This window comes from Geodermatophilus siccatus (assembly GCF_900103785.1).
Taxonomy (GTDB): domain Bacteria; phylum Actinomycetota; class Actinomycetes; order Mycobacteriales; family Geodermatophilaceae; genus Geodermatophilus; species Geodermatophilus siccatus.
In genome coordinates this window covers 152,072-176,143 of the sequence record NZ_FNHE01000012.1, presented here as the reverse complement: position 1 = coordinate 176,143, position 24,072 = coordinate 152,072, and the positions used below count along the sequence as shown (strand labels likewise).

Sequence of the window (24,072 nt, the reverse complement as noted above, 5' to 3'; positions counted from 1 at the left end):
CGTGGTCGGGCACCAGGTTGACGAAGACCGTCGGCCGCACGGTGATGGCGTAGTAGCGGCGGTCGTGGTCCTCGTCGACGCCGGGGAGCTTGTCGAAGCCCTCGCCGCCGTCGACGGTGAAGCCCTGCACGTCGGCGCCGAACTCCGCGCCGTGCCCGACGAAGAACTGCGCGGCGTAGCCGTCGGCGAACTCCGGCAGCACCTCGGTGAGCTCGGGGTGGATGGTCGCGCAGTGGTAGCACTCCATGAAGTTCTCGATGATGAGCTTCCAGTTGGCCTGCACGTCGTAGGTGATGCGGCGGCCCACGGTGAGCGCGTCCAGCTCGTAGCCGTCGATGGACTCCCGGCTCCCGAGGCGCTCGGCGATGGCGCCCATGACGTCGTCCTCGAACGACGGCGGCTGCTCGGCCAGGCACACCCAGGCGTAGCCGAGCCACTCCCGCAGCGCCACCGGCACCAGGCCGTACTGCACCCGGTCGATGTCGGGCATCTTGGTCAGGTTCGGCGCGGCGACCAGCTTGCCGGCCAGGTCGTAGGTCCAGGCGTGGTACGGGCACTGGAAGGCCCGCTTGACCTCACCGGCGTCCTCGGTGCAGATCTGCGCGCCGCGGTGCCGGCAGATGTTGAGGAAGGCCCGCAGCTGCCCGTCCCGGCCGCGGACGACCAGCACGCTCTCCCGGCCGACCTGGACCTTGCGGAACTTCCCCGGAGTCGGCAGGTCCGCCGAGCGCACCGCGCAGAACCACATGGTCTCGAAGACCCGGGACTGCTCCAGGGCGAACACGGCCGGGTCGGTGTAGTAGTGGCCCGGCAGGGTGGAGATCAGGCTCGCGGGCAGATCGGTGGCGGTCATACGGCACCTCGGTGGCGTCGGGCGTACACAGGCACGCCGGCGGTCGAACTGTGCAGAGCAGGGTGGACCCCGTCGTCGTCCGCAGGAACCCCTCGCTGACGACTGTGTTGCAGATTACGATCCCCGTTGCGTTCTACACAACCACCGTCAGGCGAAGAACCCCAGTCGCCGACTGAGCGTGTTCGCCGCCTCGACCACCAGGGGGGCCACCCGGTCCCCGAGGGACGCCGGGGTCATCCGGAAGGACGGGCCCGACACGCTCACTGCCGCGGCCACCTGCCCGACCGCGTCGCGCACCGGCGCGGCGACGGCGTTGAGGCCGACCTCGAGCTCCTCGACCGTGACCCCCCAGCCACGGGCGGCGACCTCCTCGAGCTGCCGCTGCAGGACGTCCGGATCGGTGACCGTGGCGTCGGTGTAGCGCTGCAGGACGCCGGACAGCACGGCCTTCCGCACGGCCTCGGGGGCGTGGGCGAGGAGCACCTTGCCGCTGGACGTGGCGTGCAGCGGCGTCCCCCGCCCCACCCAGTTGTGGGTGCTGATCGTCGCCGGGCCCCGCACCTGGGTGATGTTGACCGCCCGGTCGCCGTCGAGGATGGCGATGTTGACCGTCTCCCCGACGGCGACCGCGAGCTCCTCGCAGACCTGGCGCCCCTCCCGGGAGAGGTCGAGCTGGGCCGCGGTCGCGCCGGCCAGGCGGACGATCCCGACGCCCAGGCGGTACTTGCCGCGATCGGCCAGCTGCTCGACGAAGCCCCGGTTCTCCAGGACGGCGACCAGCCGGAACGCGGTCGACTTGTGCACCCCGAGCTCCGCGGCGATCTCGGTGACCCCGGCCTCACCCCGGACCGCGAGGATCTCCAGGACGCTCAGCGCCCGATCGACCGACTGGACCAGCGCAGCCGGACCCCGCTCCGCACCAGAACCCTCCTCGACGCCCACCGGCCCAGCCTAGAGAGATCGATTCACATCGCGCCCTTGACTCGCTCCGAAGGGGCCGCCAGGCTGTTCCGTCAAGAGCAGACCGTTGCGCTGAGCGCAACCAGCGATCCGGAGTGTCCATGGTCCCGGTGTGCCCGACCGACGCCCTGCCCCCCGGCGAGGCGATCCGCGTGACGGCCGACGTGCCCGCGCCCGTCGCCGTCTTCAACGTCGACGGCGAGTTCTACGCCATCGACGACACCTGCACCCACCAGGACGCCTCGCTCGCCGACGGGTGGCTCGAGGGCTGCGCCGTCGAGTGCCCACTGCACGCCTCCTGCTTCGACCTGCGGACGGGGATGCCGTCCGGCCCACCGGCCAAGACCCCGGTGCGCACGCACGCGGTGACCGTCGTCGACGGGGTGGTCCACCTCCAGGTCGGGGTGGCGGCCGAGGGCGCGGCGTGACCGCGACCGTCGCGGTCGTGGGGGCCTCCTTGGCGGGCCTGTCGGCCGCCCGCGCGCTGCGCGCGCGGTCCTACGACGGACGGGTCGTCGTCATCGGCGACGAGGCGCACGCCCCCTACGACCGGCCGCCGCTGTCCAAGGAGTTCCTCGCCGGCACGTACACCAGGGAGGACCTCGCACTGGGCACCGCGGCCGACGAGGCGCTCGACCTGGACTGGCGGCTGGGCACCACCGCGGTCGGCCTGGACCGCGGCCGCCGTGCGGTGCGGCTGGCCGACGGCAGCGAGGTCCGGGCCGACGGCGTCGTCCTGGCCACCGGTGCCCGCGCCCGCCGGCTCCCCGGGACCGAGGGGCTCGCCGGGGTCCACGTGCTGCGCTCCCTGGACGACGCCGTCGCCCTGCGTGCCGACCTGCTGGCGGGCGGACACCTGGTCGTGATCGGCGCCGGCTTCATCGGGGCCGAGGTGGCCTCGACCGCCCGTGGCCTCGGGCTGGACGTCACCGTCGTCGAGACCCAGCCCGTCCCGCTGGCGGGTCCGCTCGGGGCCCGGATGGGTGCGGTCTGCGCCGAGGTGCACGCCGACCACGGCACCCGCCTGCTCTCCGGCACGGGGGTCGCCCGCCTCGTCGGCACCGGCCGGGTCGAGGCCGTCGAACTGGCCGACGGACGCCGGCTGCCCGCGGACGTCGTGGTCGTGGGCATCGGCGCCGTCCCCAACGTGGAGTGGCTCGCCGACTCCGGCGTGACCCTGCAGGGCGGTGTCCTCACCGACGCCCGCTGCGCGACCGACGTCCCGGGGGTCGTCGCCGTCGGCGACTGCGCGTCGTCCTGGTCCCCCGAGGCGGGTCGAGCCGTCCGCGTGGAGCACTGGACGCACGCCCTGGAGCAGCCCACGACCGCGGTCGCCACCCTGCTCGGCACCGACCCCGGCACGAGGCCGGCGGTCCCGTACTTCTGGTCCGAGCAGTACGGCCACCGCATCCAGTTCGCCGGGACCCGTGGGGACGGCGACGACGTGCGGGTGGTCGAGGGCAGCTGCGCCGACCGCAGCTTCCTGGCCGTCTACGAGCGCGACGGCCGTCCCGTCGCCGTCCTCGGGGTGGACCAGCCCCGCCTGTTCACCCGCTGGCGCCGGCAGCTGCGGTCCGCCGAGCCCGCACTCCCCTGACCGCTGCACGCGGGCCGCGGGCCCTGCCCGGCCGCCCCACCACCCCCGGACAGTGAAGGAACACGACATGAGCGAGCAGCAGTACGACTACGTCATCGTGGGCGGGGGGTCGGCGGGCAGCGCGCTCGCCAACCGGCTCAGCGCCGATCCCGGCAACCGGGTGCTGGTCCTGGAGGCCGGGCGCAACGACTCCCTCTGGGACGTCTTCGTGCACATGCCGGCCGCGCTGACCATCCCGATCGGCAACCGGCTCTACGACTGGAAGTACGAGAGCGAGCCGGAGCCGTGGATGGGCGGCCGCAGGGTCTACCACGCCCGCGGCAAGCTGCTCGGCGGCTCCAGCAGCATCAACGGGATGATCTTCCAGCGCGGCAACCCCATGGACTACGAGCGCTGGGGCGCCGACGAGGGCATGGAGACGTGGGACTTCGCGCACTGCCTGCCCTACTTCAAGCGCATGGAGAACTGCACGGCCGCCGCGCCGGACGACCCGTTCCGCGGCAAGGACGGCCCCCTGGTCCTCGAGCGCGGACCGGCCACCAGCCCGCTGTTCCAGGCCTTCTTCGCCGCCGTGCAGGAGGCCGGCTACCCCCTCACCGACGACGTCAACGGCTACCGGCAGGAGGGCTTCGCGCCGTTCGACCGCAACGTGCACCGCGGCCGCCGGCTGAGCGCCGCCCGCGCCTACCTGCACCCGGTGGAGTCCCGCCCGAACCTGACCGTGGAGACGCGCGCCTTCGTCACCCGGGTGCTCTTCGACGGGCAGCGCGCCGTCGGCGTGGAGTACCGCCGCGGCCGCGGGCCGGTCCGCACGGTGCACGCCGGCGAGGTCGTCCTCAGCGGCGGTGCCATCAACACCCCGCAGCTGCTGCAGCTGTCCGGCGTCGGGAACGGCTCGGAGCTGCGGGCCCTCGGCATCGACGTCGTCGCCGACCTGCCCGGAGTCGGCGAGAACCTGCAGGACCACCTCGAGGTCTACATCCAGCACGCGTGCAAGCAGCCGGTGTCCATCGCACCGGGGATGAAGTGGTGGAACAAGCCGAGGATCGGTGCGGAGTGGCTCTTCCTCCGCAAGGGGCTCGGCGCGACCAACCACTTCGAGGCCGGCGGGTTCCTGCGCAGCAACGACGACGTCGCCTACCCGAACCTGATGTTCCACTTCCTGCCGATCGCGGTCCGCTACGACGGCTCGATGCCGGCCGGCGACCACGGCTACCAGGTGCACATCGGGCCGATGTACTCCGACGCCCGCGGCACCCTCAAGATCACGTCCCGGGACCCGCGGGTGAAGCCGGCCATGCGGTTCAACTACCTCTCCACCGAGCAGGACCGCCGCGAGTGGGTCGAGGCGGTGCAGGTGGCGCGGAGGATCTTCGAGCAGCCGGCGTTCGCCGAGTTCAGCAGCGGCGAGATCTCCCCCGGGCCCGAGATCGAGACCCCGGAGCAGATCCTCAGCTGGGTGGCCAAGGACGCCGAGACCGCGCTGCACCCCTCGTGCACGGCCAAGATGGGCACCGACCCGCTGTCGGTCGTGGACCCGACGAGCATGAAGGTGCACGGGCTCGAGGGCCTGCGGGTCGTCGACGCCTCGGCCATGCCCTACGTGACCAACGGCAACATCTACGCGCCGGTCATGATGATGGCCGAGAAGGCCGCCGACCTGATCCTCGGCAACACCCCGCTCGCCCCCGAGCACGTCGAGTTCTACCGGCACCGGCCCGCTTCGGTCAGCGAGGTCGCCGGCCAGGCCTGAGCGACACGACGACGGCCGTCGCCGGCCCCGAGGGTCGGCGGCGGCCGTCGTCGTGTCGCCCCTCAGGCACGCTGGACGCGCAGCCGCGCGGCGGCCGCGGCGAGGGTGTCCACCGTCTCGGGGCCCGCCGCCTCCAGGAGCGTGGCCAGCGCGACGAAGACCTGGGCGGTCGTGAACGCGTCCCCGCTCGCCTCGTGCGGCCGGGAACTGGGGACCCCGAGCGCGCCCGCCAGGCCCTCCAGGGACACGACGGACGGCGGGGTCACCCCCGTCCCGGCCAGCCACAGCCGGCCCAGCGCGCAGGTGTCGAGGACCGGCGTCCGCAGCCGCACCCCCCGTGCCCGCAGCGCGCGGCCGAGGAAGCCCCGCTCCACCCAGGCCGCGTGGGCCACCAGGACCCGCCCGGTCATGACCTGCAGCAGGCCGTCGAGCGCCTCCGCCAGCGGCGGCGCGTCGGCGAGGTCGGCAGGACGCAGCCCGTGGATCCGCACCGCCTCCGCCGGCACCCCCCGCTCCGGCCGGGCCAGGCCCTCGGCGGCGGTACCGCAGACGACCCGGCCGCCCTCCACGCAGACCGCTCCCCAGGACACGATCTCGTGCTGCCGGGGGTCCAGGCCGGTGAGCTCGAGGTCGACGACGCAGAACGACGCCTCCCGCCACGGCGTGCCCGCGGGGACCCGCGCGGCGTCCCGGTAAGCCAGCGCCGCCGCGCTCCCCGGCCGCCTCGGCAGGGACAGCATCACACCACCCCCTGCCGGAGCTGGCCGGCCAGCCGCCGCTGGACGGCGGAGACCGCGCGGAAGGCCTCCTTGAGCGCTCCGCGCGTCACCGGGTCCAGATCGGCCGGGGCGAGGTGGTCGTCGGGCCGCCGGCCGGCCCGCAGCTGCTCGACCTGGTGGTCCAGCCGGAGCTCCAGCACCAGGTCGAAGGCCTCGCGGAGGGTCCGGACGTCGTCCGCCGGGAGCGTGCCCGCCTCCGCGGCCGCCCGCAGCCGGGCAGGGGTGGAGGCGCTGGTGACGCCGGCGGCCATGCCGGCCCAGCGCGCCAGGTCGACGATCGGCTGCAGCCCGCCCCGCTTGAGGTCCAGCCGGCCGGCGTGCTCCCCGCCGTGCTCGACGACGAAGTCCCGCAGGAAGCCGGTCGGCGGGCGGTGGCCCAGCGCGAACCGGGCCAGCAGCGTGAGGAACCCCGGGTGGCGGCGGGCGTCCCGGAAGACCTCCGGCAGCGCCGGCCCGTTGCGGATCCCCCACACCGGCCGGCCGTCGACCATCAGCGAGACCAGCACGAGCGCGGCCTCCTGCGTCGGGTCTGCGAGCCAGCTCTGCGCGGCCGCCCGCCACCCCGCGTACGACCGCATGAACAGCGGTGCCGCGGCGACCGCGCCCTTGGTGTCCGCCGGGAAGCCGCACGCCTCCAGGCCGGCCACCACGGCCTCGGCGACGGCGCGCAGCTCGGCCTGCATGGCCTCGTCGGCAGCGCCGTACCAGACCAGCGCGCTGTCGACGTCGGACGACGGCACGGCCTCCCGGCGCGCGAGGCTCCCCAGCGCCAGCCAGGTGAAGGGCACCGACGGCTCGCCGACCTCGGCGACGGTGAGCTGGACCAGGCGCCGGGTCAGCGCGTCGGACACCACCGAGTGGATGCCGGCGATGTCCGTGGCGGCCACCCGGGCGTCGTGGAGGGCGAGCACCGCAGGGCGCAGCTGGGCGGACGCGGCCACCAGGTCCTGCACCGTGCGGGCGCGGGCGATCGCCGACCGCAGGTGGAAGCTGCTGCGCGGGGCGGCGGCGAGCAGGTCGGCGTCCTCCAGCACGCCCAGCACGCGGCCGTCGGGGCTGAGCACCGGCAGGTGCCGGATCCCCCGCTCCAGCATGTCCAGGAGCACCTCGCCGCTCATGCCGTCGGCGGCGACCGTGTGCGCCGGGAAGCTCATGACCTCCTCGACCGGCGTGTCGGTGGCGACCCCCCGGGCGACGACCCGCGCCCGCAGGTCCCGGTCGGTCACGATGCCGAGCTCGCCCCCGCGCACGGCGACGACGGCCGCGGTCGCGCCCACCTCGGTCATCCGCTCGGCGGCCTCCCGCACCGGCGTGCCGGGGGCACAGACGACGGGTTCGGTGCGCAGCAGGTCGGCGACCGCGCGGTGGGCGGCGTCCACGACCGGCTCGACGTCGTGCCGGCGCGGCACCGGGTCGGCGAGCAGCGAGCGGGCCACGAAGCGCAGGCCGGCCGGCTGGGTCAGCACCGGCCGCGCGGCCGCGGCGGGGATGCGGTAGCAGAGCGTGTCCTCGGCGGCCACCACGCTGAAGCGGGCCGGCAGCCCGGAGAGCATCGACGCCTGTCCGAACAGCTCCCCCACACCGAGCTCGTCCAGGACCCGGCCGTCGTGGACGATGTCCAGCGCTCCCCGGCGGACGACGCGCAGGTGCTCGACGGGTGCCTCGCCCTGCTCGATGAGCACGGTCCCGGCCGGGAGGTACTCGACCTCGGCGGCGTCGGCGACCCGCTGCAGCTCCTCGGCGGAGAGCGCGTCGAACGGTGGCCAGCCCTGCAGGAACTCGGCGACGTCCCTCACGGCACCGTCCGGCCACCCTCCAGGGCCCCGCGCCGAGCCTGCGAGGTGCGGGCGGGAGGGTGGTCCTCCCTCAGCGCAGGCCGCCCACCGGGACGTCGGCGCGCCCCGGGTCCTCGTCCGGGTCGCCGAGGCGCGCGGCCGGGACCGCCGTCCCGACACCCGACGGGGCGGGTGCACCCGGCACCGTGCCGACGGCGTGCTCGGGCAGCACGCCGGTGTTGTGCCGGGCCCGCAGCAGGTAGTAGGCCAGCCCGACCAGCGCGATGGCACCGATGAAGACGAAGGCACCCCACTGCAGGTACCAGTGGTGCGGCTCGGTCGCGTTGTAGACCTCGCGCCGCGGCCAGGCCAGGTTCAACGCCATGCCCCCGCCCCACAGCACCGCCAGGATATTGACCGGCAGGCCCCAGCGGCCGAGCGAGAAGTACCTCCCGTCGTTGCGCTCCCCGGGGACCGGCCAGCGGCCCCGCAGCCGGCTGAGCAGCATCGGCACGGTGACCAGCAGGTAGGCCAGGTAGATCATGATGATCGCGATGCTGGTGATCACCGTGAAGATCTGCGGCTGCCGGATGTTGATCAGCAGGATGCTGATGGACAGGACGCCGATGACGACCGCGGGCACGACCGGCGTCTTGCGCTTGGGGTCGACCTTCGACAGCCGGGAGCTGAACGGCAGGTTGTTGTCGCGCGCCATCGCGAACATCATGCGGATCGTCGCGGTGTGCACCGCCAGGCAGCACACGGTGATGGCGATCATGATGCAGACCAGGAACGCCTTGCCCAGCCCGGTGCCTGCGACCTGGAGCAGCACGTACTGCAGGCCGCCGGTGCTCGAGGACAGCTGCGGGTCGTTCAGGTCCTGGACCGCCATCAGGCCGAAGAGCAGGATCAGGCCGCCGAGGAGGAACGACGCGGTGACCGCACGGACGATGGCCTTCGGGGCGGTGCGCCGCGGGTCGATCGTCTCCTCGCCCAGCGAGCTGGCGGTGTCGAAGCCGTACATCACGTACGCCGAGGCCAGCGCGGCGACGAGGAAGGCGCCCAGGTAGCCCAGGTCCCGGCCCTCGCCCATCCCGGCGGTGTCCGTGAGGACCTCGACCGGGCTGCGGGTCATCGCCACGGCCAGGATCACGATGATCAGCACGGCCGCGACCAGCTCGATGAAGACGCCGGCGCTGTTGATCCGCGCCATGAGCTTCACGCCGTAGGCGTTCACCGCCGTGGTGAACAGGATGAGGGCGCTGCCGAGGATGACGGCGTTGACGGCGAAGTCGTAGGTGCCGGTGCCGTCACCGACGACCTGGAAGCCCGACCACAGCTGGGGCAGCGTGATCTGGTAGGCGAGGACGGTCGCCGAGAGCGTCACGATCGAGGCCGTGAGCATCATCCAGCCGGTCATCCACGAGGTGGTCCGGCTGCCCAGTCGCTTGGTCCAGTTGTAGAGCGACCCGGCCACGGGGTACTTCGCGGCCAGCTCGGCGAAGCACAGCGCCACCATCAGCTGGCCGAGGAAGACCATCGGCCAGGACCACAGGTAGGCCGGGCCGCCGGCGCCGTAGCCGAAGTAGAACAGCTGGAACGTGCCGGTCAGGATCGAGATGTAGCTGACGCCGGCCGCGAAGCTGGAGAACTTGCCGATGCTGCGGTCGAGTTCCTGCTTGTAGCCGAACTCGGCGAGGTGGGAGTCGCCATCCGGCGTGGGGTGCGCGCTCATGGGCTGTCCGTCCGGTGGATGAGGTGGGGGGGAGAGGTCAGCCCTTGAACCAGCGGACTGGCCCGGGGGCGGTGTTGTGCCAGATGTGCTTGGCCTCGCGGTACTCGGCGAGGCCGGACGGCCCGAGCTCACGCCCGTTCCCCGACCGTCCGAACCCGCCCCACTCCGCCTGCGGCAGGTAGGGGCCGAAGTCGTTGATCCACACCGTCCCGTGCCGCAGGGCTCGCGCCACCCGCTCGGCCCGGGCGGTGTCGGCGGTCCAGACCGCGCCGGCGAGCCCGTAGTCGGTGTCGTTGCCGAGCGCGATCGCCTCCTCCTCCGTGGTGAACCGCTCCACGGTGAGGACGGGCCCGAAGGACTCCTCCTGCACGATCCGCATGTCGCGGCGGCAGTCGGCGAACACCGTCGGCAGGTAGAAGAACCCACCGGCGAGCTCCGGCTCCTCGGGACGGCGGCCCCCGGTGACGAGCCGGGCACCCTCGCGGACACCGGCCGCGACGTACTCCTCCACGCCCGCCCGGTGCTGCGCGGAGACCAGCGGGCCGCTCTCGGTCTCCGGGTCGAACCCGTTGCCGAGGCGGATGCGCTCGGCGCGCTCGGCCACGGCCGCGACGAACTCGTCGTGGATCTCGTCCTGGACGATGAGCCGGGTGCCGGCGGAGCACACCTGGCCGGCGTGCAGGAAGACCGCCGTCAGGGCGTTGTCGACGGCGGTCTCGAGGTCGACGTCGGCGAAGACGATGTTGGGGTTCTTGCCGCCCAGCTCGACGGTCACCTTCTTCACCGTCTCGGCCGCCGCCCGCAGGATCGACTGCCCGGTGCTGAGGCCGCCGGTGAACGACACCAGGTCCACGCCGGGGTGCTCGACCATCGCCGCCCCCACCTCGCGGCCACCGAGGACGAGGTTCACCACGCCCGCGGGGGCGCCGGCCTCCTCCAGCAGCTCGGTGAGCCGGATGGTGGTCAGCGGGGTGACCTCGCTGGGCTTGACGACGATCGTGTTGCCGGCCGCGAGCGCCGGTGCGACCTTCCAGGACACCTGCAGGAGCGGGTAGTTCCACGGCGTGATGAGCGAGCAGACGCCCACGGGCTCGTAGACGACCCGGCTGATCACGTCGGTGCGGCCGGCGTCGACCAGGCGGCCTGGGTCCTTGTCCGCGAGGTCGGCGTAGTAGCGGAACACCGAGGCCACGTCGTCGACGTCCTGCCGGCTCTCACCGACGGTCTTGCCGGTGTCCAGGGTCTCCAGCCGGGCGATGTCCTCCCGGTCCCTCACCAGGAGGTCGGCGACGCGGCGCAGCAGCGCGCCGCGCTCGGCCGCCGGGGTGCCCGACCACGCGCCCGCGTCGAAGGCCGCCCGGGCGGCACCGACGGCGGCGGCGACGTCCTCGACGGTCGCCTCGTCGACCTTCGCGACGACGCTCTGGTCGAACGGGTTGACGACCTCGCGCTGGTCCGACGAGGACCCCGGCCGCCAGGTGCCGCCGATGAAGAGGCTGGGCATGACCCTCCGATATCTGTTGCGGTATGCGGGACTGTTGTGGTCAGCGAGACAGCTTGGTAGGTGGCTCCGGCCACGTCAAGGATCGCCCGCCGATCGGTCGGGGGGGTCGGCGGGGTCGGCTGGTGGGGTGTGCGGTCAGGGCACCCGCTACCGGGCCGCCCGAGGCCGGCAGCCGCTGCCCGTCCGGCTCCGGGGCCCGTCCCGGCGCAGGGCGCACCAGGTCGTTGCCACGTGCTGCCGCCGCGAGGACCCTGGGCGCCGCGGCGATGCCGCAGGAGCACCGCCGTCCTGGAACCGCTGCGTCCTGGAGAGGAACGGTGCCGTGTACGCACGCTCGACCACCATCCGTGGCAACCCGCAGTCGATGGACGCGGGGATCGACTTCGTCCGCGACGAGTTGATGCCCGCCGTCCGCGGCATGGACGGCTGCGTCGGGCTGTCCCTGCTCGCCGACCGGGACTCCGGGATGTGCATCGTCACGACGTCCTGGCGCGACCGGGAGGCGATGCAGGCCAGCGCCGAGGGGGTGCGGCCGATGCGGGACCGGGCGGTGGAGGTCTTCGGCGGCGGGTACGAGGTGCAGGAGTGGGAGGTGTCGGCCATGCACCGCCGGCACGAGGCCCACCACGGCGCCTGCGCCCGCGTGACGTGGATCCGCGGCGAGCCCGACGGCATGGAGCGCGCCATCGACGCCTTCCGGATGAGCGTCATGCCGCGGCTGGACGACCTCGCCGGCTTCTGCAGCGTCAGCCTCATGACCCACCCGGCCGAGGGCATGGCCGTCTCGGCGGTCACCTACGACAGCCGGGAGGACATGGTCGAGAACCGCGAGAGCGCCCGCGCGCTGCGCGACGACTTCGCGACGAGGATGGGCCTGGCCGTCACCGACGTCCGGGAGTTCGACCTGGTCCTCGCCCACCTGCGGGTACCCGAGACCGCGTGAAGAAGGACCTCCCTGCCCCCACCGCTCCCAGGCTCGCGGCGGGACCCTGCAGGGAGGCCATCCGCAACCCCCCGGCCGGGCCGCCGGGAGAGGAGAGAGCACGTGTACGCACGCACCACCACCGTCCAGGGCGACCCGGCGGCCATCGACGAGGGCGTCGCCTTCCTGCGGGACCGGGTCATGCCGGCCGTCGAGGGACTGCCCGGCTACGTGGGCCTGTCCATGCTCGCCGACCGTGACTCCGGGCGCTGCATCGCCACCACGTCCTGGAAGGACGAGGCCGCCATGGCCGACACCGGCGAGCAGCTGCGGCCGCTGCGGGCCCGCTTCGCCGAGGTCCTCGGCGGCTCGGTGGAGCTGCACACGTGGGAGATCGCCGTGGTGCACCGGGTGCGCGAGGCGCCCGACGGAGCGTGCACCCGGGTCACCTGGACCCGGACCGACCCCAGCCGGATGGCGCCGGCCCTCGACGCCTACCGGACGCGCCTGCTGCCGCGGCTCGAGGAGCTCGACGGCTTCTGCAGCGCCAGCCTGCTCGTCGACCCCCGGGAGGGCCGGGCCGCCGCCTCGGCCACCTACGCCGACCGCCTGACGCTGGAGCGCTCCCGGACCGACGCCACGGCCGTCCGCGAGGAGTTCGCCGCCGCGGGGAACGGGGAGATCACCGAGGTGGCCGAGTTCGAGCTCGTCCTCGCCCACCTGCGGGTCCCCGACACCGCGTGAGCACGGCGGGGCCGGTCGGCCGACCGGCCCCGCGACGGGGTGTGGCGCCCCGGGTCCCCGCCCGCCCGGGTCTCCTCCTGCGACCTCCACCGCTGCTTCCAGGAGGAAGCAGCGGTGGAGGTCGCAGGGACCACGTCCCCCCTCGCCCGCTCGGGGCGGCCTCGGGAGGGACGGCAGCAGGGGCAGGGAGCCCTTCCTCAGACCACCCGGGTCAGGGCCGGCCAGAGCCCGTCGCCGCCCTGGGCGAGCAGGCCCACGCCCAGCACCTGCGACCAGGTCAGCTCGGAGCCGGCCTCGTCGCGCCACGACCACAGCCGCCGGGTCAGGTGGTGCAGCCGGTGCTCCTGGGTGAACCCGATCGCGCCGTGCACCTGGTGCGCGAGCCGGGCCACGACCTCGACCGCCGCACCGGCGCGCACCTTCGCCGCCGCCGCGGCCAGCACGACGTCCTCATCGCGGTCCAGCGTCTGGACGGCGGCGTCGACCAGGGCGGTCACCGCCGTGACCTCGCCGGCCATCTCCGCCAGCTCCATCTGCACCGCCTGGAACCTGCCCAGCGGCCGGCCGAACTGGTGCCGCTCCCCGGCGTACTGCACCGTCCAGGCCAGCACCTGCTCCAGCGCCGCCGCCAGCTGCACGGCCCGCGCCAGCGCGTAGCGGGCCCGCACCTCGCCGGCCTGGGCGGCGGTCAGCAGCGCGCCGGACGCCGCGGTGCCCCCGAGCACCAGCGACCCGCGCGGCTCCCCGGCCAGGTTGCGCGCGTCGCTGGTCGCCAGTTCCTCGGCGTCCACCAGCGCGAGCACGGCGCCCTCGATGCCCTCGGGCGGCTGCGCCAGGACGGCGACGTGCCTGGCGACCCCCGCCCACGCGACGTCGGTCGCGGTGCCGGTCAGCGTCCAGCGCCCCGGCCCGTCGCCGTCGTCCGACGGCTCGGCGTGCACCGCGCCCGCGATCGCCAGCGTCAGCGGCTCGGCCGGGTCGGGCAGGTCGAGGTCGGCGGCCAGCAGCGCCGGCCCCGCGGCCAGCAGCTGCTCGGCCACCGGCACCGCTCCCGCGCCGGCGGCCAGCGTGCGGACGACGGCCACCGCGTCGGCCAGCTCGCCGCCGGAACCGCCGGCCTCCTCGGGCAGCCCCACCCCGGTCAGCCCGGCCTCGGCCAGATCGGCCCACAGCCCGGCGTCCCACGCGGTGTCGGCGGTGAGGGCGAACGGCTCGTGCGACGAGAGGATGTCCCGGACGGTCTCGACCACCAGGTCCTGGTCGGATGCCATCAGCGCAGCCCCAGCCCGCGCGCCACGATCCCGCGCAGGATCTCGTTGGTCCCGCCCCGCAGCGTGTAGCCCGGCGCGTGCAGCTGTGCCTCCGCCAGCGCCCGCCCCAGCGGGTCCGGCGAGTCCAGCGACGGCGTCACCTCGACCACCCGGCGGATCTCGTCGGCCACGTCGGCCTCGAAGGTCGTCCCCACGTCCTTGACCAGCGCCGCCGGGATGTCGGGCAGCTCGCCGCGGTCCAGCGCTGCCGCGATCCGCAGGGAGAGCTGGCGCAGCGCCAGCAGCCGCGCCGAGAGCCGGCCCAGCGTGGCCAGCTGCGCGCGGTCGCCGGTGTCGCAGGCGCGCCGGCCGAACTCCGCGAGGAGGGGGTAGGTCGACAGGAACCGCTCCGGCCCGGACCGCTCGAAGGCCAGCTCCGCGGTCACCTGGTGCCAGCCGGCGCCCTCCTCCCCGAGCAGCATGTCGCCGGGGACGACGACGTCCTCGAACACGACCTCGTTGAAGTGGTGGCCGCCGTCGAGGATGCGGATCGGGTTGATGGCGATGCCCGGCAGCGACAGGTCGACCAGCAGCTGGGTCAGGCCCTGGTGCTTGCCACGCGGGCCCTCCCCGGGCGGGCCGGTGCGCACGAGCGTGATCGCGTAGTGCGAGTGGTGCGCGTTCGACGTCCACACCTTGGCGCCGTTGACCACCCAGTCGCCGTCGGCGTTGCGGGCCGCGCGGGTGCGGATCGAGGCGAGGTCGGAGCCGGAGTCCGGCTCGCTCATGCCGATGACGAAGTAGCACTCCCCCGCGGCGATCCGCGGCAGGATCGCCTGCCGCTGCGCCTCGGTGCCGTAGCGGAGCAGGTTCGGCCCGGACTGGCGGTCGGCGATCCAGTGCGCCGCCACGGGGGCGCCGGCGGCCAGCAGCTCCTCGGTCACCGCGTAGCGCTCCATCGCCGAGCGCTCGTGCCCGCCGTACCGCTTCGGCCAGGTCATCCCCAGCCAGCCGCGCTCGCCCAGCTTGCGGGAGAACGCGGGGTCGACGCCGGACAGCCACGTGTCGACGTGCGTGGTGAAGGTGCCCGCGGCCAGCTCGTCGGCCAGGAACCCCCGCACCTGGGTGCGGACCTCCTCGGCGGCCTCGGACGGCGGCGCGGGCGCCAGGGTCAGGGAACTGCTCATGCGGTGCGACTCCCCACGTCGGTGTGGCTGTGCCCCCCTGGTTGTACAGGGCGGTGGCGTGGGCAGCGCGCCGGCGTCCGGGGACCCCGGTCAGCCGGGAGACGCCTGCGGGGGGACGTCGGGCGGGTCGCCGTCGTCCTCCTCGCCCTCGTCCTCCTCGGGACCGCGGGTGAGCTGGCGCAGCTCGGCGACGACGTCCCCGGCCACGGTCGCCAGCGAGGTCACCGCGCCGGACACCAGCCGCCGCACCCCCGGGCCGTCGAGGCCGAGCAGCGCGCCGAAGCCGGCCGCGACGTCGACCCCGGGGAGGGCACCGGGCACACCGTCCGCCCGCGCCTGGCCGTCGGCCAGCTCCGGCGACCACCGCATCGCGTCGCCGGACATCGTGATGTCGCCGGTGGCCCCGTCGATCGACTCGGTCACCGCGTTGGGTCGACGCTCCATGGCCGCCTCCCGCGCCACACGTGCCTGCGCTCGATGGTGGCCCGCGCAGGCCCAGGAAGCCAGGGCTGTCCGAGGGAACCCGTGCCGGGACCGCGGCGTGTCGGACCTAGGGCGACCGACCGATCGCCAGCAGCGCCACGTCGTCGGCGCGCACCCCGCTCGCCAGCTCGGCCAGCAACCGGTCGCACAGCTCGTCGGGGTCGGTCGTGCCGGCCCGCACCGCCGCGTCCCGCAGCGCGGCCAGGCCCCGGTCGAGGTCGGCGTCCCGGCTCTCCACCAGCCCGTCGGTGTAGAGCAGCAGCGTCGCCTCCGGGGCGAGCACCCCCGCCCACTCCACCGCGGGGCCCGGCGCCGCCGGGGCACCGAGCATCCGGCTGGGTCGCACCTCGAGCAGCTCCGCCGTCCCGCCGGCGACCAGCAGCGGCGCCAGGTGCCCGGCCGAGGCGACCCGCAGCCGGCCGCTGCCCGGGTCGAGCACCGCGAACAGGGCGGTGGCCATGAGCTGCAGGCCCAGCAGCGACCAGCTCGCCTGCAGCCGGTCGATGACCGCGCTCGGCGGCGGCCGGTCGACCAGCAGCGCCCGGTAGACGCTGCGCAGCTGGCCCATCACCGCCGCCGCGCGGATGTCGTGCCCGACGACGTCCCCCACCGCCAGGGCCACCTGTCCGCCCGGCAGGGGGACGACGTCGTAGAAGTCGCCGCCCACGTCGGCACCACGGCTGGCCGGCAGGTACCGGACGGCGACCGACAGCCCCGGCACCGGCGGCGGCGCCGGCGGCAGCAGGTTGGCCTGCAGCGTGTGCGACGTCCGGGTCTCCAGCTCCAGGCGCTGCGCCTTGTCCACCACCTGCGACACCTGCAGCGCCAGCTGCTCGGCCACCTCGACGTCGGCCGGCGTGAACGGCCCGCGCCGCCGGTCGCTGCCCAGGCTGAGGACACCGAGGACGCGCCCGTCGGCCAGCAGCGGCACGCAGACGAGGTTGACCAGCTCCAGGGCGCGGGCGAGCTCCAGGTGCTCCTCGTCGGCGGTGATCTCGGCCAGCCACCGGTCGGTCACCTCGCGGATCCACACCGTCCGGCCCAGCTCCACGGCCTGCACGGCCGGGTGCGGTGACTCGTGGTGCGGCAGGTGCCGCTCCTGCAGCGCGGCGGCCAGGCCCTGCCGCGACGGGTCGCCGTGCCGGGCGGCCGCCCGGACCAGGCCGTGCTCGACGGTCAGGTCGATGACGCAGACGTCGGCCAGCCGCGGGACCGCCAGCTCGGCCAGCCGCTCCGCGGTCTCGGTGACGTCCCCGGCCGAGGCCATCAGCTTGGCCGCGTCGAGCAGGAACGCCGAGCGCTCCGCGTGCCGCGCGGTCTCCTCGTACAGCCGCACCCGCTCGATCGCCTGGCCCGCCTGGCGACCGACGGTGGCCAGCAGGTCGGCGTCGGCCTGGACCAGCTGACCCCGTTCGCCCGGCGGGGTGAGGTCGATCAGCCCGGTGTCCCCCGCGACGCCGAGCAGCAGCACCAGCGCGCCCAGGTGGCGGGCGTCGGCGTCCACCGGGACGACGACCAGCGCCTCCTGCCCGGCCTCCTCCATCGCCGTGGCCAGCCCCGGCCACACCGACCGCAGCCCCGCGCCCAGCGGCACCGTGTGCACCCCGCCGTCGCGCACGAGCTCCGCGCCGCCGAAGGCCGCGGCCTCCATCGCCTCCAGCAGCTCGGGGGCGATCCCGTCGGCGGCGGCGAGCTCCAGCGGCGGCACCGACGGCCCGGTCCGCGGGCTGGCCCGCCGCTCGGTGGCCAGCCACAGGGCCGCGCCGCTGGCCCCGACCGCCTCCCGGCTGCGCCGCACGATCACCTCGGCCACGTCACCCGCCGAGGACGCCGCCGACACCTCCGAGACGACCTGCTGCAGCGTGTGCGCCCGGCGCTCGGACTCCGCCGCCGCGCGCTGGGCCGCCAGCAGCGCCCGCTCGTACCGGCGCCGGGACGTCGCCTCGAACACCGTCGCCCGCACCAGCAGCGGCGCGCCCTTGTCGTCGCGCACCTCGACGGCGTTGAGCAGGCACGGCAGCAGCGACCCGTCGGCGCGGACCAGGTCGAGCGCCACCTCCCGCACCATCCCCTGCATCCGCAGCAGCGGCGCCAGGTGGGTCTCGTAGAACACCCGGCCGCCGATGCTCAGCAGGTCCTGGAAGCGCAGCCCGATCAGCTGGCCGACCGGCCGCCCGCTCCACTCGCAGAAGGTGCGGTTGGCCTTGACGAGCTGCCCGTCGGGGAGTGCGGAGAAGTAGCCGCACGGGGCGTTCTCGTACAGGTCGGCCGGGTCGTCCTCCAGCAGCCGGCGCAGCCCGGCGGGACCCTCGCGGGGGTCCGGTCGCCGCGGCTCGTCCATCACCGCGCTACCCGAGGAAGGCCCGGATCGCGGCGGTCGTCTCCTCCGGCGCCGACAGGTGCGGGCAGTGCCCGGTGGCCGCCAGCTGGGTGAAGACGCTGCCCGGCACCTGGGCGTGCACGTACCGGCCGACCACCTCGGGGGCGATGGCGTCGTCGGTGCACTGCAGCACCAGCGTGGGCACCCGGACGCCGGGCAGGTCGGCGCGGTTGTCGGAGAGGAAGGTGACGCGGGCGAACTGCCGGGCGATCTCGGGGTCGGTGCGGCAGAAGCTGTTGGTCAGCTCGGCGGTGAGCTCGGGCCGGTCGGTGTTGCCCATGATCACCGGCGCCATCGCAGCCGACCAGCCCAGGTGGTTGCTGTCGAGGGACTCCAGCAGCGCGGCGATGTCCTCCCGCGAGAAGCCGCCGGTGTAGTCGCCGTCGTCGACGTAGCGGGGGTTGGGCCCCACCATGACCAGCGCGCCGAACAGCCCCGGGGCGCGGGCCGCGGCCAGCACGCCCATCATCGCGCTCACCGAGTGCCCGACGAAGACGACGTCGTCCAGCCCCAGCTCGAGGCAGATCTCCACGACGTCGGCGGCGTACCCGTCCAGCGACCCGTACTTGACCGGGTCGTAGGCCGACAGGTCCGACCGGCCCGACCCGACGTGGTCGAAGAGGACGACGCGGTGGTCGACCGCGAACTCCGGGGCGACGAGGCGCCACATCTCCTGGTCGCACCCGAACCCGTGCGCGAAGACCACCGGCCGCCCGTCCTCCACCCCGCTCACGCGGACCCGGTTCCGGGCGATCACGCTCACCGCGGCAACGTAACCGCCGCGGGGCCCTCCTGTCCCTCCCCCGTCCGCGAGTCGTGACCCGGGCGGAGGGACGCGGCAGGGACCCGAAGCCCTGTCGCGCGGGGGCCGCCGGCCCTAGGCTCGCCGCGTCCGGACCCCCGTCTCCGGAGGTGTGCCATGCCCACCTTCCCGGCGCTCCACCACTCCCCCGCCCGCACGGCCGCGGCCGGTCGCCCGGACGACGTCCCGACCTCCCGCGCGGTCGCCTCCGAGCTGGTGCTGCACCGGCTGGTGCGCCGCGAGCTGGGCCTGCTGGCCGAGCTGTGCGCGTGGGCGTCCGCCGACGACGCCGACCGCACCCGGGACCTGACCCGGCACGCCGACCTGCTCGCCCGCCTGCTGCTGCACCACCACGCCGTCGAGCGCGAGCTGCTGTGGCCGGCGCTGCTGCGCGCGGCGCCGGCCGCGCGGCCGCGGGTGGAGGCGTGGCACGCCCGCGTCGCCGGCCTCGACTCGCGGCTGCGCGGCCTCTCCACGGCCGCGCGGCAGTGGGCGGTCGCCGCCTCGGGCAAGGCCCGCGACGCCGTCACGCTGGCCTGCATGGACCTCGCCGACGCCGTCGACGCGCAGACCGCCGAGGAGGAACGGGAGCTGCTGCCGCTGCTCGGCGCGCACCTGTCCCCCGCGGCGTGGGCGGAGGTCACCCGGGCGGCACGCTGCCCGCTGTCGCGGCGCGAGCGCTCGCTGGTGCTCGGCCTGGCGCTCGAGGACGCGTGCGCCGCCGACCGGGCGCGGCTGCTCGCCGGGCTGCCGGCGTCCACCCGGCTGGCCTGGCGGCTGGTCGGCCGGCGCCGCCACCGCGCGACCGTCGTCCGGCTGCGCGGCGAACCGCCCGCTCGCTGAGGCCCCCGGCCCCCTCCCGAGGCTCGCCGCGGCCCCGTCCCGGGTCCCGCCCCGAGCCCGCGGTGGGGAGGACGGGGTCCTCTCAGTAGCGAGAGGTGCCGCAGTCCGCGCAGCGCTTGCGCGGGGGCAGGGTCTGCTGCTCGCAGTTGGCGCAGGTCCAGGCGCTGCGGTCGATGCGCGCGTGGCGGCGGGCGCGTGGGCTGCGCCGGAGCCGGGCATCGGTCCGGGTCTCGGTGGTGGTCGGGCTCATGGCACCTCCTGGGGTCGCAGCCCTCACGCTAGGCAGCCGACGTGTCACGGAGATGACATCCGGGTTGCCGTCGTCCACCATCCCGGGACGGTCAGCCGCCGGCCAGCGACTGCGCCAGCCCCAGGGCCTGCGCCAGGACCGCCTTCACCGGCCGGTCCAGCGCCGCGGCCGCCCGGACGACGTCCTCCCACTCGGGCACGGCGTTGAGGACCTCCCCGTCGGGCCCGAGGCCGAGCTTGACGGCCACCGGCTGGCCGCCCACGTCCACCGTCCGGAACCGGCGGGCCAGCACCTGCCGGGCCACCCCGGACTCACGGACCCCCAGCGTGGTCGTCCCCCGGAACAGCACGGCCCGCACTGCCGGGACGGCGAGCGGCTCGGCCAGCGCGCTGACCACGTGCGCCGGGCGTCCCTTCTTCATCAGCACCGGCGTGAGCCAGGCGTCGAGGGCCCCGGCGGCCAGCAGGTCGGCGAGGACCGCCGGCCAGGCCCGCGGGTCGAGGTCGTCGACGTTGGCCTCGAGCACCACCACCTGCTGCGGGTGCTCCGCCGCGAGGGCCTCCCCCACCACCAGCCGCACCACGTTCGGCCGGTCCGCGGGGTCCCGGCCGCCGGCTCCCGTGCCGGTCCCCGTGGGCCGCATCGGCGGCAGGGGGCCGTACCCCGAGGCCAGGCTGGTCACCAGCGCCACCCCCGTCGGCGTCGCCAGCTCCTCGCCGGCCGGTCCGCCGGAGGCCGGCGCCGACGCGTCGGCGAGCAACGCCAGGACGGCGGGTCCGGGGACGGGCAGCAGCCCGTGCGCCGTCCGCACCGACCCGCCGCCCAGGGCGATCGGGGAGGCGACCAGCCGGTCCAGGCCGAGGGCGGCCACGCCGGCGCACACCCCGACCACGTCGGCGACCGCGTCCAGGGCACCCACCTCGTGGAAGTGGACGTCGTCGGCGGGGACGCCGTGCACGGCGGCCTCCGCGCGGGCGAGCGCGGCGAAGACGTCGGACGCCGACGAGCGCAGCGGCTCGGCCAGCCGGTCCAGCAGTCCCCGCACGTCGGCCCACGTCCGGTGCGGCTGGTCCCCGGCCGGCACGTCGACGTGCACCCGGACGGCGGCCAGCCCGCCGCGCCGGACGTCCTCGCGGCGCAGGGTGATCGGCAACCCGAGCGGCTCGAGGGCCGCGGACATCGTGGCCAGCGGGATCCCGGCACCGACCAGCGCCCCGAGGAGCATGTCGCCGGAGACGCCGCTGCCCAGGTCGAGCCAGCCGACCCGGCTCACGCCGGCGGCTCGCCGGAGCGACCGGCAGCGGTGCTGCGGGCGGAGTCGACGGCGCGGGCCACCCGGGCGGCGAAGACCCCGGCGCCGAACCCGTTGTCGATGTTGCAGACGACCACCCCGGGGGCGCAGGAGTTGAGCATCCCCAGCAGCGCGGACAGCCCGCCGAAGCTGGCGCCGTAGCCGACGCTGGTCGGCACCGCGACGACCGGCGTCCCGACCAGCCCGCCGACGACGCTCGGCAGGGCGCCCTCCATCCCGGCGACCACGACCACCACGTCGGCGTCCCGGAGCACCGGCCGGGCGTCGAGGACGCGGTGCAGGCCGGCGACCCCGACGTCGGTGACCCGGACGACGCCGGCGCCGTGCACGCGCAGGGTGGTGGCCGCCTCGGTGGCCACGGGCTCGTCGGAGGTGCCGGCGCTGACCACGGCGACCAGCCCGGCCGGCCGGGGCAGCGGCCCGACCGCGACCGTGGACCGCTCGACCAGCGCGTCGGGCCAGCGCGCGGCCAGCTCGGCGACGGTCTCGGGCACCGCGCGGGTCACCAGCGCCGGCCGGTCCGGCGCGGCCGCGCGCAGCGTCGCGACGATGGCGACCACCTCCTCGGTGGTCTTGCCGGCGGCGTAGACGACCTCCGGGTCCCCGGTGCGGGCGCGCCGGTCGGTGTCGACGCGGGCGAACCCGAGGTCCACGTACCCCCGGCCGGCGGGGACGGGGTCGGTCACCGCGGCACCGGGGTCAGGGTGAACGCGCGCCCCGGGCGGTAGGGCTCGTCGTCGAGGACAGCGGTGCGGATGCCGGGGTCCACGGCGCGCATGGCGGCCAGCACCGCGGAGACGACGTCGGGGGTAACGCGGTCCCGGTCGGCGGCACCGACCTCGATGCGCACGTCGTCCTGCCGCAGCCGGCAGCGCACCACCGCCACCCCGGTGCGGGCGGTCAGCAGCGCCTCGCCCACCTCGACGGCGTGCAGCCGCGCGGGCGTCACCGCCGTCCCGGTGTAGAGCCGGCTGGCCAGGCACGGCGACGCGGGCAGGTCCGCGTGCGGCAGGCCCAGCTCGCGGGCCAGCGCCCGGACGTCGTCCTTGGTCGCCCCGACCTCGACGAAGGGGTGCCGCACCCCGGCCTCGGCCGCGGCCTGCAGCCCGGGGCGGTACTCCCCGAGGTCGTCGACGTTGGCGCCGCTGAGCAGGACGTGCCCGCCCCCGGCCACGGCCACCAGGTCGCCCATCGCGTCGTAGAGGTGGGACTTGCAGACGTAGCACCGGTTCCGCGGGTTGGCCAGGTAGCCCTCGTCCTCGAACTCCCGCGACCGCACGGTGCGCAGGTCCCAGCCCTCCGCCGCCGCCGTCCCGAGCACCCGCGCCGTGGCCGCCGCGGGGACGGCCGGGGTCACGCTGTGCACGACCAGCGTGGTGCCCGGCGCGGCCCGGTGCGCGGCCGCGGCCAGGGTCAGGCTGTCCACGCCCCCGCTGCAGGCGACCGCCCGGTACGGCAGGCCGGCCAGCAGGTCCAGCAGCCGCGCCCTCATGTCAGGTCCTCTCCTCGTGCGACCGACGGGCCGCCGTCCCATCCTGCGGCATCCGCGCCGGGCGGACCCGTCCGCGGTCCGCCGCCGCGGTGGGGCCGTGGCTAGGCTGCCGTCGTCGGTCGCCGCCCGGCCGACGTCCCGCCGGCAGATGGAGGACGGTCCGATGACGGCTGCACCCCCGACCGTGTCCCTCGCCTACGGCCGCGGCGCGATCGACGTCCCGCTGCAGGACGGGGCCCTGGTGATCACCCCGCAGGACGACCCGGCGCTCCCCGACCCGGCGACGAGCCTGCGCGACGCCCTGCGCGACCCCCTCGGGGTACCCCCGCTGCGCGAGCAGGTGCGCCCCGGGATGACCGTCGCGATCTCCGTCTGCGACGGGACCCGGGCCCAGCCGCGCCGGCCGGTCCTGCACGCCCTGCTGGAGGAGATCGACGCCGCCGCGCCGGGGTGCGAGGTCGTCGTCCTCGTGGCCACCGGCACGCACCGGGGCAACACCGCCGAGGAGCTGCGCGAGATGCTCGGCGCCGACGTGCTGTCCCGGTGCCGGGTCGTGAACCACGACGCGCGGGACCGCAGCTCGCTCACCTCCCTGGGCACCGCCGGGGACGGCGTGCCGCTGGAGCTGAACACCCTGTGGGTCCAGGCCGACCTGCGGATCACCACCGGGTTCGTCGAGCCGCACTTCTTCGCCGGCTTCAGCGGCGGGCCGAAGATGGTGGCCCCCGGCCTGGCCGGGATCGACACCGTGATGGTGCTGCACGACGCCACCCGCATCGGGAGCCCGCTGGCCACCTGGGGCGTCGTCGAGGACAACCCGGTGCACCGCGACATCCGGGCGTGCGCGGCGCTCGCCCCTCCCCACCTGGCCCTCGACGTGCTGCTGGACCGCGCCAAGCGGATCACCCACGTCGTCTGCGGGGAGCTGTTCGCGATGCACGCCCGCGCCTGCGAGCTCGCCCGCGCTGCCGCCATGCGGGCCGTGCCCGAGCCGATGGACGTCGTCGTCACGACCAACTCCGGCTTCCCGCTGGACCAGAACCTCTACCAGGCGGTGAAGGGGATGGCCGCCGCCGAGCGCGTGGTGCGCCCGGGCGGCAGCGTCCTGGTGGCCGCCGAGTGCGCCGACGGCCTGCCCGACCACGGCTCCTTCGCCGAGGTCCTCGGCGCGGCCGACGACCCCGCGGGCCTGATCGAGCTGATCTCCTCGGAGGGGTTCAGCGTGCCCGACCAGTGGCAGGTGCAGATCCTGGCCCGCATCCTCGGCAAGGCCGACGTCCAGCTGTACTGCGACGGACTGGGCCCCGACGCGGTGCGCGCCGCCCACCTGACCCCCACCGCGGACCTGACCGCCTCGATCGCCGAGGCGGTGGAGCGGCACGGTCCGCGAGCGCGGGTCTGCTACCTCCCCGAGGGACCGCAGACCATCCCCTACCTGGCGGGCTGACCCA

General features: G+C 75.2%; 22 protein-coding genes. 7 read left to right on the top strand and 15 right to left on the bottom strand.

Annotation, left to right across the window (positions count from 1 at the left end; translation table 11 throughout):
• The coding region (locus BLS21_RS20510) for an aromatic ring-hydroxylating oxygenase subunit alpha (RefSeq protein ID WP_091222926.1) at nucleotides 1-853 on the bottom strand (853 nt) is incomplete at its 3' end.
• 147 nt (nucleotides 854-1,000) lie between these two features.
• On the bottom strand, nucleotides 1,001-1,795 hold the full coding sequence (locus BLS21_RS20505) for an IclR family transcriptional regulator (RefSeq protein ID WP_091222924.1): 795 nt from the start codon (nucleotides 1,793-1,795) through the stop codon (nucleotides 1,001-1,003).
• 119 nt (nucleotides 1,796-1,914) lie between these two features.
• Between BLS21_RS20505 and BLS21_RS20500 the strand changes: the two genes are divergently transcribed.
• From BLS21_RS20500 to betA, 3 genes are all read left to right on the top strand, one after another.
• Nucleotides 1,915-2,241, top strand: coding sequence for a bifunctional 3-phenylpropionate/cinnamic acid dioxygenase ferredoxin subunit (locus BLS21_RS20500; RefSeq protein WP_091222922.1), 327 nt, complete (start codon nucleotides 1,915-1,917; stop codon nucleotides 2,239-2,241).
• Nucleotides 2,238-3,410 (top strand): NAD(P)/FAD-dependent oxidoreductase, encoded by a 1,173-nt coding sequence (locus BLS21_RS20495; RefSeq protein WP_091222919.1) that lies wholly within the window; start codon nucleotides 2,238-2,240, stop codon nucleotides 3,408-3,410. The genes BLS21_RS20500 and BLS21_RS20495 overlap by 4 nt, the downstream gene beginning before the upstream one ends.
• 67 nt (nucleotides 3,411-3,477) lie before the next feature.
• Complete coding sequence (gene betA / locus BLS21_RS20490; protein ID WP_091222917.1) at nucleotides 3,478-5,163, top strand: choline dehydrogenase; 1,686 nt, start codon at nucleotides 3,478-3,480, stop codon at nucleotides 5,161-5,163.
• A 62-nt stretch (nucleotides 5,164-5,225) separates the two neighbouring features.
• On the opposite strand, the gene BLS21_RS20485 is transcribed toward betA, so the two are convergent.
• From BLS21_RS20485 to BLS21_RS20470, 4 genes are all read right to left on the bottom strand, one after another.
• Nucleotides 5,226-5,903, bottom strand: a complete 678-nt coding sequence (locus BLS21_RS20485) for a 3'-5' exonuclease (protein ID WP_091222915.1) — start codon at nucleotides 5,901-5,903, stop codon at nucleotides 5,226-5,228.
• On the bottom strand, nucleotides 5,903-7,738 hold the full coding sequence (locus tag BLS21_RS20480; RefSeq protein WP_175479674.1) for a putative nucleotidyltransferase substrate binding domain-containing protein: 1,836 nt from the start codon (nucleotides 7,736-7,738) through the stop codon (nucleotides 5,903-5,905). The genes BLS21_RS20485 and BLS21_RS20480 overlap by 1 nt, the downstream gene beginning before the upstream one ends.
• Before the next feature lie 70 nt (nucleotides 7,739-7,808).
• Nucleotides 7,809-9,452 (bottom strand): APC family permease, encoded by a 1,644-nt coding sequence (locus BLS21_RS20475; protein WP_091222909.1) that lies wholly within the window; start codon nucleotides 9,450-9,452, stop codon nucleotides 7,809-7,811.
• 37 nt (nucleotides 9,453-9,489) lie between these two features.
• Nucleotides 9,490-10,956 (bottom strand): aldehyde dehydrogenase family protein, encoded by a 1,467-nt coding sequence (locus BLS21_RS20470; protein WP_091222907.1) that lies wholly within the window; start codon nucleotides 10,954-10,956, stop codon nucleotides 9,490-9,492.
• 322 nt (nucleotides 10,957-11,278) lie between these two features.
• On the opposite strand from BLS21_RS20470, the gene BLS21_RS20465 reads away from it, so the two are divergent.
• The gene (locus BLS21_RS20465) at nucleotides 11,279-11,899 is read left to right on the top strand and encodes an antibiotic biosynthesis monooxygenase (protein WP_091222905.1); all 621 of its coding nucleotides are present in this window, start codon (nucleotides 11,279-11,281) and stop codon (nucleotides 11,897-11,899) included.
• A 102-nt stretch (nucleotides 11,900-12,001) separates the two neighbouring features.
• Nucleotides 12,002-12,622 carry a hypothetical protein gene (locus BLS21_RS20460; protein ID WP_091222901.1) on the top strand — a complete coding sequence of 207 codons (621 nt, stop codon included), beginning with the start codon at nucleotides 12,002-12,004 and terminating at the stop codon, nucleotides 12,620-12,622.
• 197 nt (nucleotides 12,623-12,819) lie between these two features.
• Here BLS21_RS20460 and BLS21_RS20455 read toward each other — a convergent pair whose 3' ends face one another.
• The 5 genes from BLS21_RS20455 to BLS21_RS20435 form a co-directional block, all read right to left on the bottom strand.
• Entirely contained in the window at nucleotides 12,820-13,893 is a 1,074-nt protein-coding gene (locus BLS21_RS20455) for an acyl-CoA dehydrogenase family protein (protein ID WP_091222899.1), read from the bottom strand.
• Nucleotides 13,893-15,059, bottom strand: a complete 1,167-nt coding sequence (locus tag BLS21_RS20450) for an acyl-CoA dehydrogenase family protein (RefSeq protein WP_091222896.1) — start codon at nucleotides 15,057-15,059, stop codon at nucleotides 13,893-13,895. Before BLS21_RS20450 ends, BLS21_RS20455 begins: the two co-directional genes overlap by 1 nt.
• A 90-nt stretch (nucleotides 15,060-15,149) precedes the next feature.
• Nucleotides 15,150-15,503 (bottom strand): hypothetical protein, encoded by a 354-nt coding sequence (locus BLS21_RS20445; protein WP_091222893.1) that lies wholly within the window; start codon nucleotides 15,501-15,503, stop codon nucleotides 15,150-15,152.
• A 106-nt stretch (nucleotides 15,504-15,609) separates the two neighbouring features.
• The gene (locus tag BLS21_RS20440) at nucleotides 15,610-17,883 is read right to left on the bottom strand and encodes a SpoIIE family protein phosphatase (RefSeq protein ID WP_091222959.1); all 2,274 of its coding nucleotides are present in this window, start codon (nucleotides 17,881-17,883) and stop codon (nucleotides 15,610-15,612) included.
• Between the two features lie 7 nt (nucleotides 17,884-17,890).
• Nucleotides 17,891-18,685: an alpha/beta fold hydrolase gene (locus BLS21_RS20435; protein ID WP_091222891.1), complete on the bottom strand. Its 795-nt coding sequence runs from the start codon at nucleotides 18,683-18,685 to the stop codon at nucleotides 17,891-17,893.
• Nucleotides 18,686-18,841: 156 nt separating this feature from the next.
• Here BLS21_RS20435 and BLS21_RS20430 point away from each other — a divergent pair, with 156 nt between their 5' ends.
• Nucleotides 18,842-19,567, top strand: a complete 726-nt coding sequence (locus BLS21_RS20430; protein WP_091222888.1) for a hemerythrin domain-containing protein — start codon at nucleotides 18,842-18,844, stop codon at nucleotides 19,565-19,567.
• An 82-nt stretch (nucleotides 19,568-19,649) separates the two neighbouring features.
• Here BLS21_RS20430 and BLS21_RS25330 read toward each other — a convergent pair whose 3' ends face one another.
• The 4 genes from BLS21_RS25330 to larE form a co-directional block, all read right to left on the bottom strand.
• Nucleotides 19,650-19,817, bottom strand: a complete 168-nt coding sequence (locus BLS21_RS25330) for a hypothetical protein (protein WP_175479673.1) — start codon at nucleotides 19,815-19,817, stop codon at nucleotides 19,650-19,652.
• Between the two features lie 91 nt (nucleotides 19,818-19,908).
• Nucleotides 19,909-21,090, bottom strand: a complete 1,182-nt coding sequence (gene larC, locus BLS21_RS20425) for a nickel pincer cofactor biosynthesis protein LarC (protein WP_091222885.1) — start codon at nucleotides 21,088-21,090, stop codon at nucleotides 19,909-19,911.
• Nucleotides 21,087-21,815 (bottom strand): nickel pincer cofactor biosynthesis protein LarB, encoded by a 729-nt coding sequence (gene larB / locus BLS21_RS20420; RefSeq protein WP_091222883.1) that lies wholly within the window; start codon nucleotides 21,813-21,815, stop codon nucleotides 21,087-21,089. Before larB ends, larC begins: the two co-directional genes overlap by 4 nt.
• Nucleotides 21,812-22,621, bottom strand: a complete 810-nt coding sequence (gene larE, locus BLS21_RS20415) for an ATP-dependent sacrificial sulfur transferase LarE (RefSeq protein WP_091222881.1) — start codon at nucleotides 22,619-22,621, stop codon at nucleotides 21,812-21,814. Before larE ends, larB begins: the two co-directional genes overlap by 4 nt.
• A 163-nt stretch (nucleotides 22,622-22,784) precedes the next feature.
• Between larE and larA the strand changes: the two genes are divergently transcribed.
• Nucleotides 22,785-24,068 (top strand): nickel-dependent lactate racemase, encoded by a 1,284-nt coding sequence (larA, locus tag BLS21_RS20410; RefSeq protein WP_091222878.1) that lies wholly within the window; start codon nucleotides 22,785-22,787, stop codon nucleotides 24,066-24,068.
• The last annotated feature ends 4 nt before the right edge of the window (nucleotides 24,069-24,072 follow it).

Coding starts and splice junctions, on each gene's coding strand:
- BLS21_RS20455 (WP_091222899.1), bottom strand. CDS start 13,893: ATGGCATCCGACCAGGACCTGGTGGTCGAGACCGTCCGGGACATCCTC.
- BLS21_RS25330 (WP_175479673.1), bottom strand. CDS start 19,817: ATGAGCCCGACCACCACCGAGACCCGGACCGATGCCCGGCTCCGGCGC.
- BLS21_RS20430 (WP_091222888.1), top strand. CDS start 18,842: ATGCCCACCTTCCCGGCGCTCCACCACTCCCCCGCCCGCACGGCCGCG.
- BLS21_RS20470 (WP_091222907.1), bottom strand. CDS start 10,956: ATGCCCAGCCTCTTCATCGGCGGCACCTGGCGGCCGGGGTCCTCGTCG.
- larE (WP_091222881.1), bottom strand. CDS start 22,621: ATGAGGGCGCGGCTGCTGGACCTGCTGGCCGGCCTGCCGTACCGGGCG.
- BLS21_RS20445 (WP_091222893.1), bottom strand. CDS start 15,503: ATGGAGCGTCGACCCAACGCGGTGACCGAGTCGATCGACGGGGCCACC.
- BLS21_RS20500 (WP_091222922.1), top strand. CDS start 1,915: ATGGTCCCGGTGTGCCCGACCGACGCCCTGCCCCCCGGCGAGGCGATC.
- larA (WP_091222878.1), top strand. CDS start 22,785: ATGACGGCTGCACCCCCGACCGTGTCCCTCGCCTACGGCCGCGGCGCG.
- BLS21_RS20485 (WP_091222915.1), bottom strand. CDS start 5,903: ATGCTGTCCCTGCCGAGGCGGCCGGGGAGCGCGGCGGCGCTGGCTTAC.
- BLS21_RS20440 (WP_091222959.1), bottom strand. CDS start 17,883: ATGGACGAGCCGCGGCGACCGGACCCCCGCGAGGGTCCCGCCGGGCTG.
- betA (WP_091222917.1), top strand. CDS start 3,478: ATGAGCGAGCAGCAGTACGACTACGTCATCGTGGGCGGGGGGTCGGCG.
- BLS21_RS20475 (WP_091222909.1), bottom strand. CDS start 9,452: ATGAGCGCGCACCCCACGCCGGATGGCGACTCCCACCTCGCCGAGTTC.
- BLS21_RS20450 (WP_091222896.1), bottom strand. CDS start 15,059: ATGAGCAGTTCCCTGACCCTGGCGCCCGCGCCGCCGTCCGAGGCCGCC.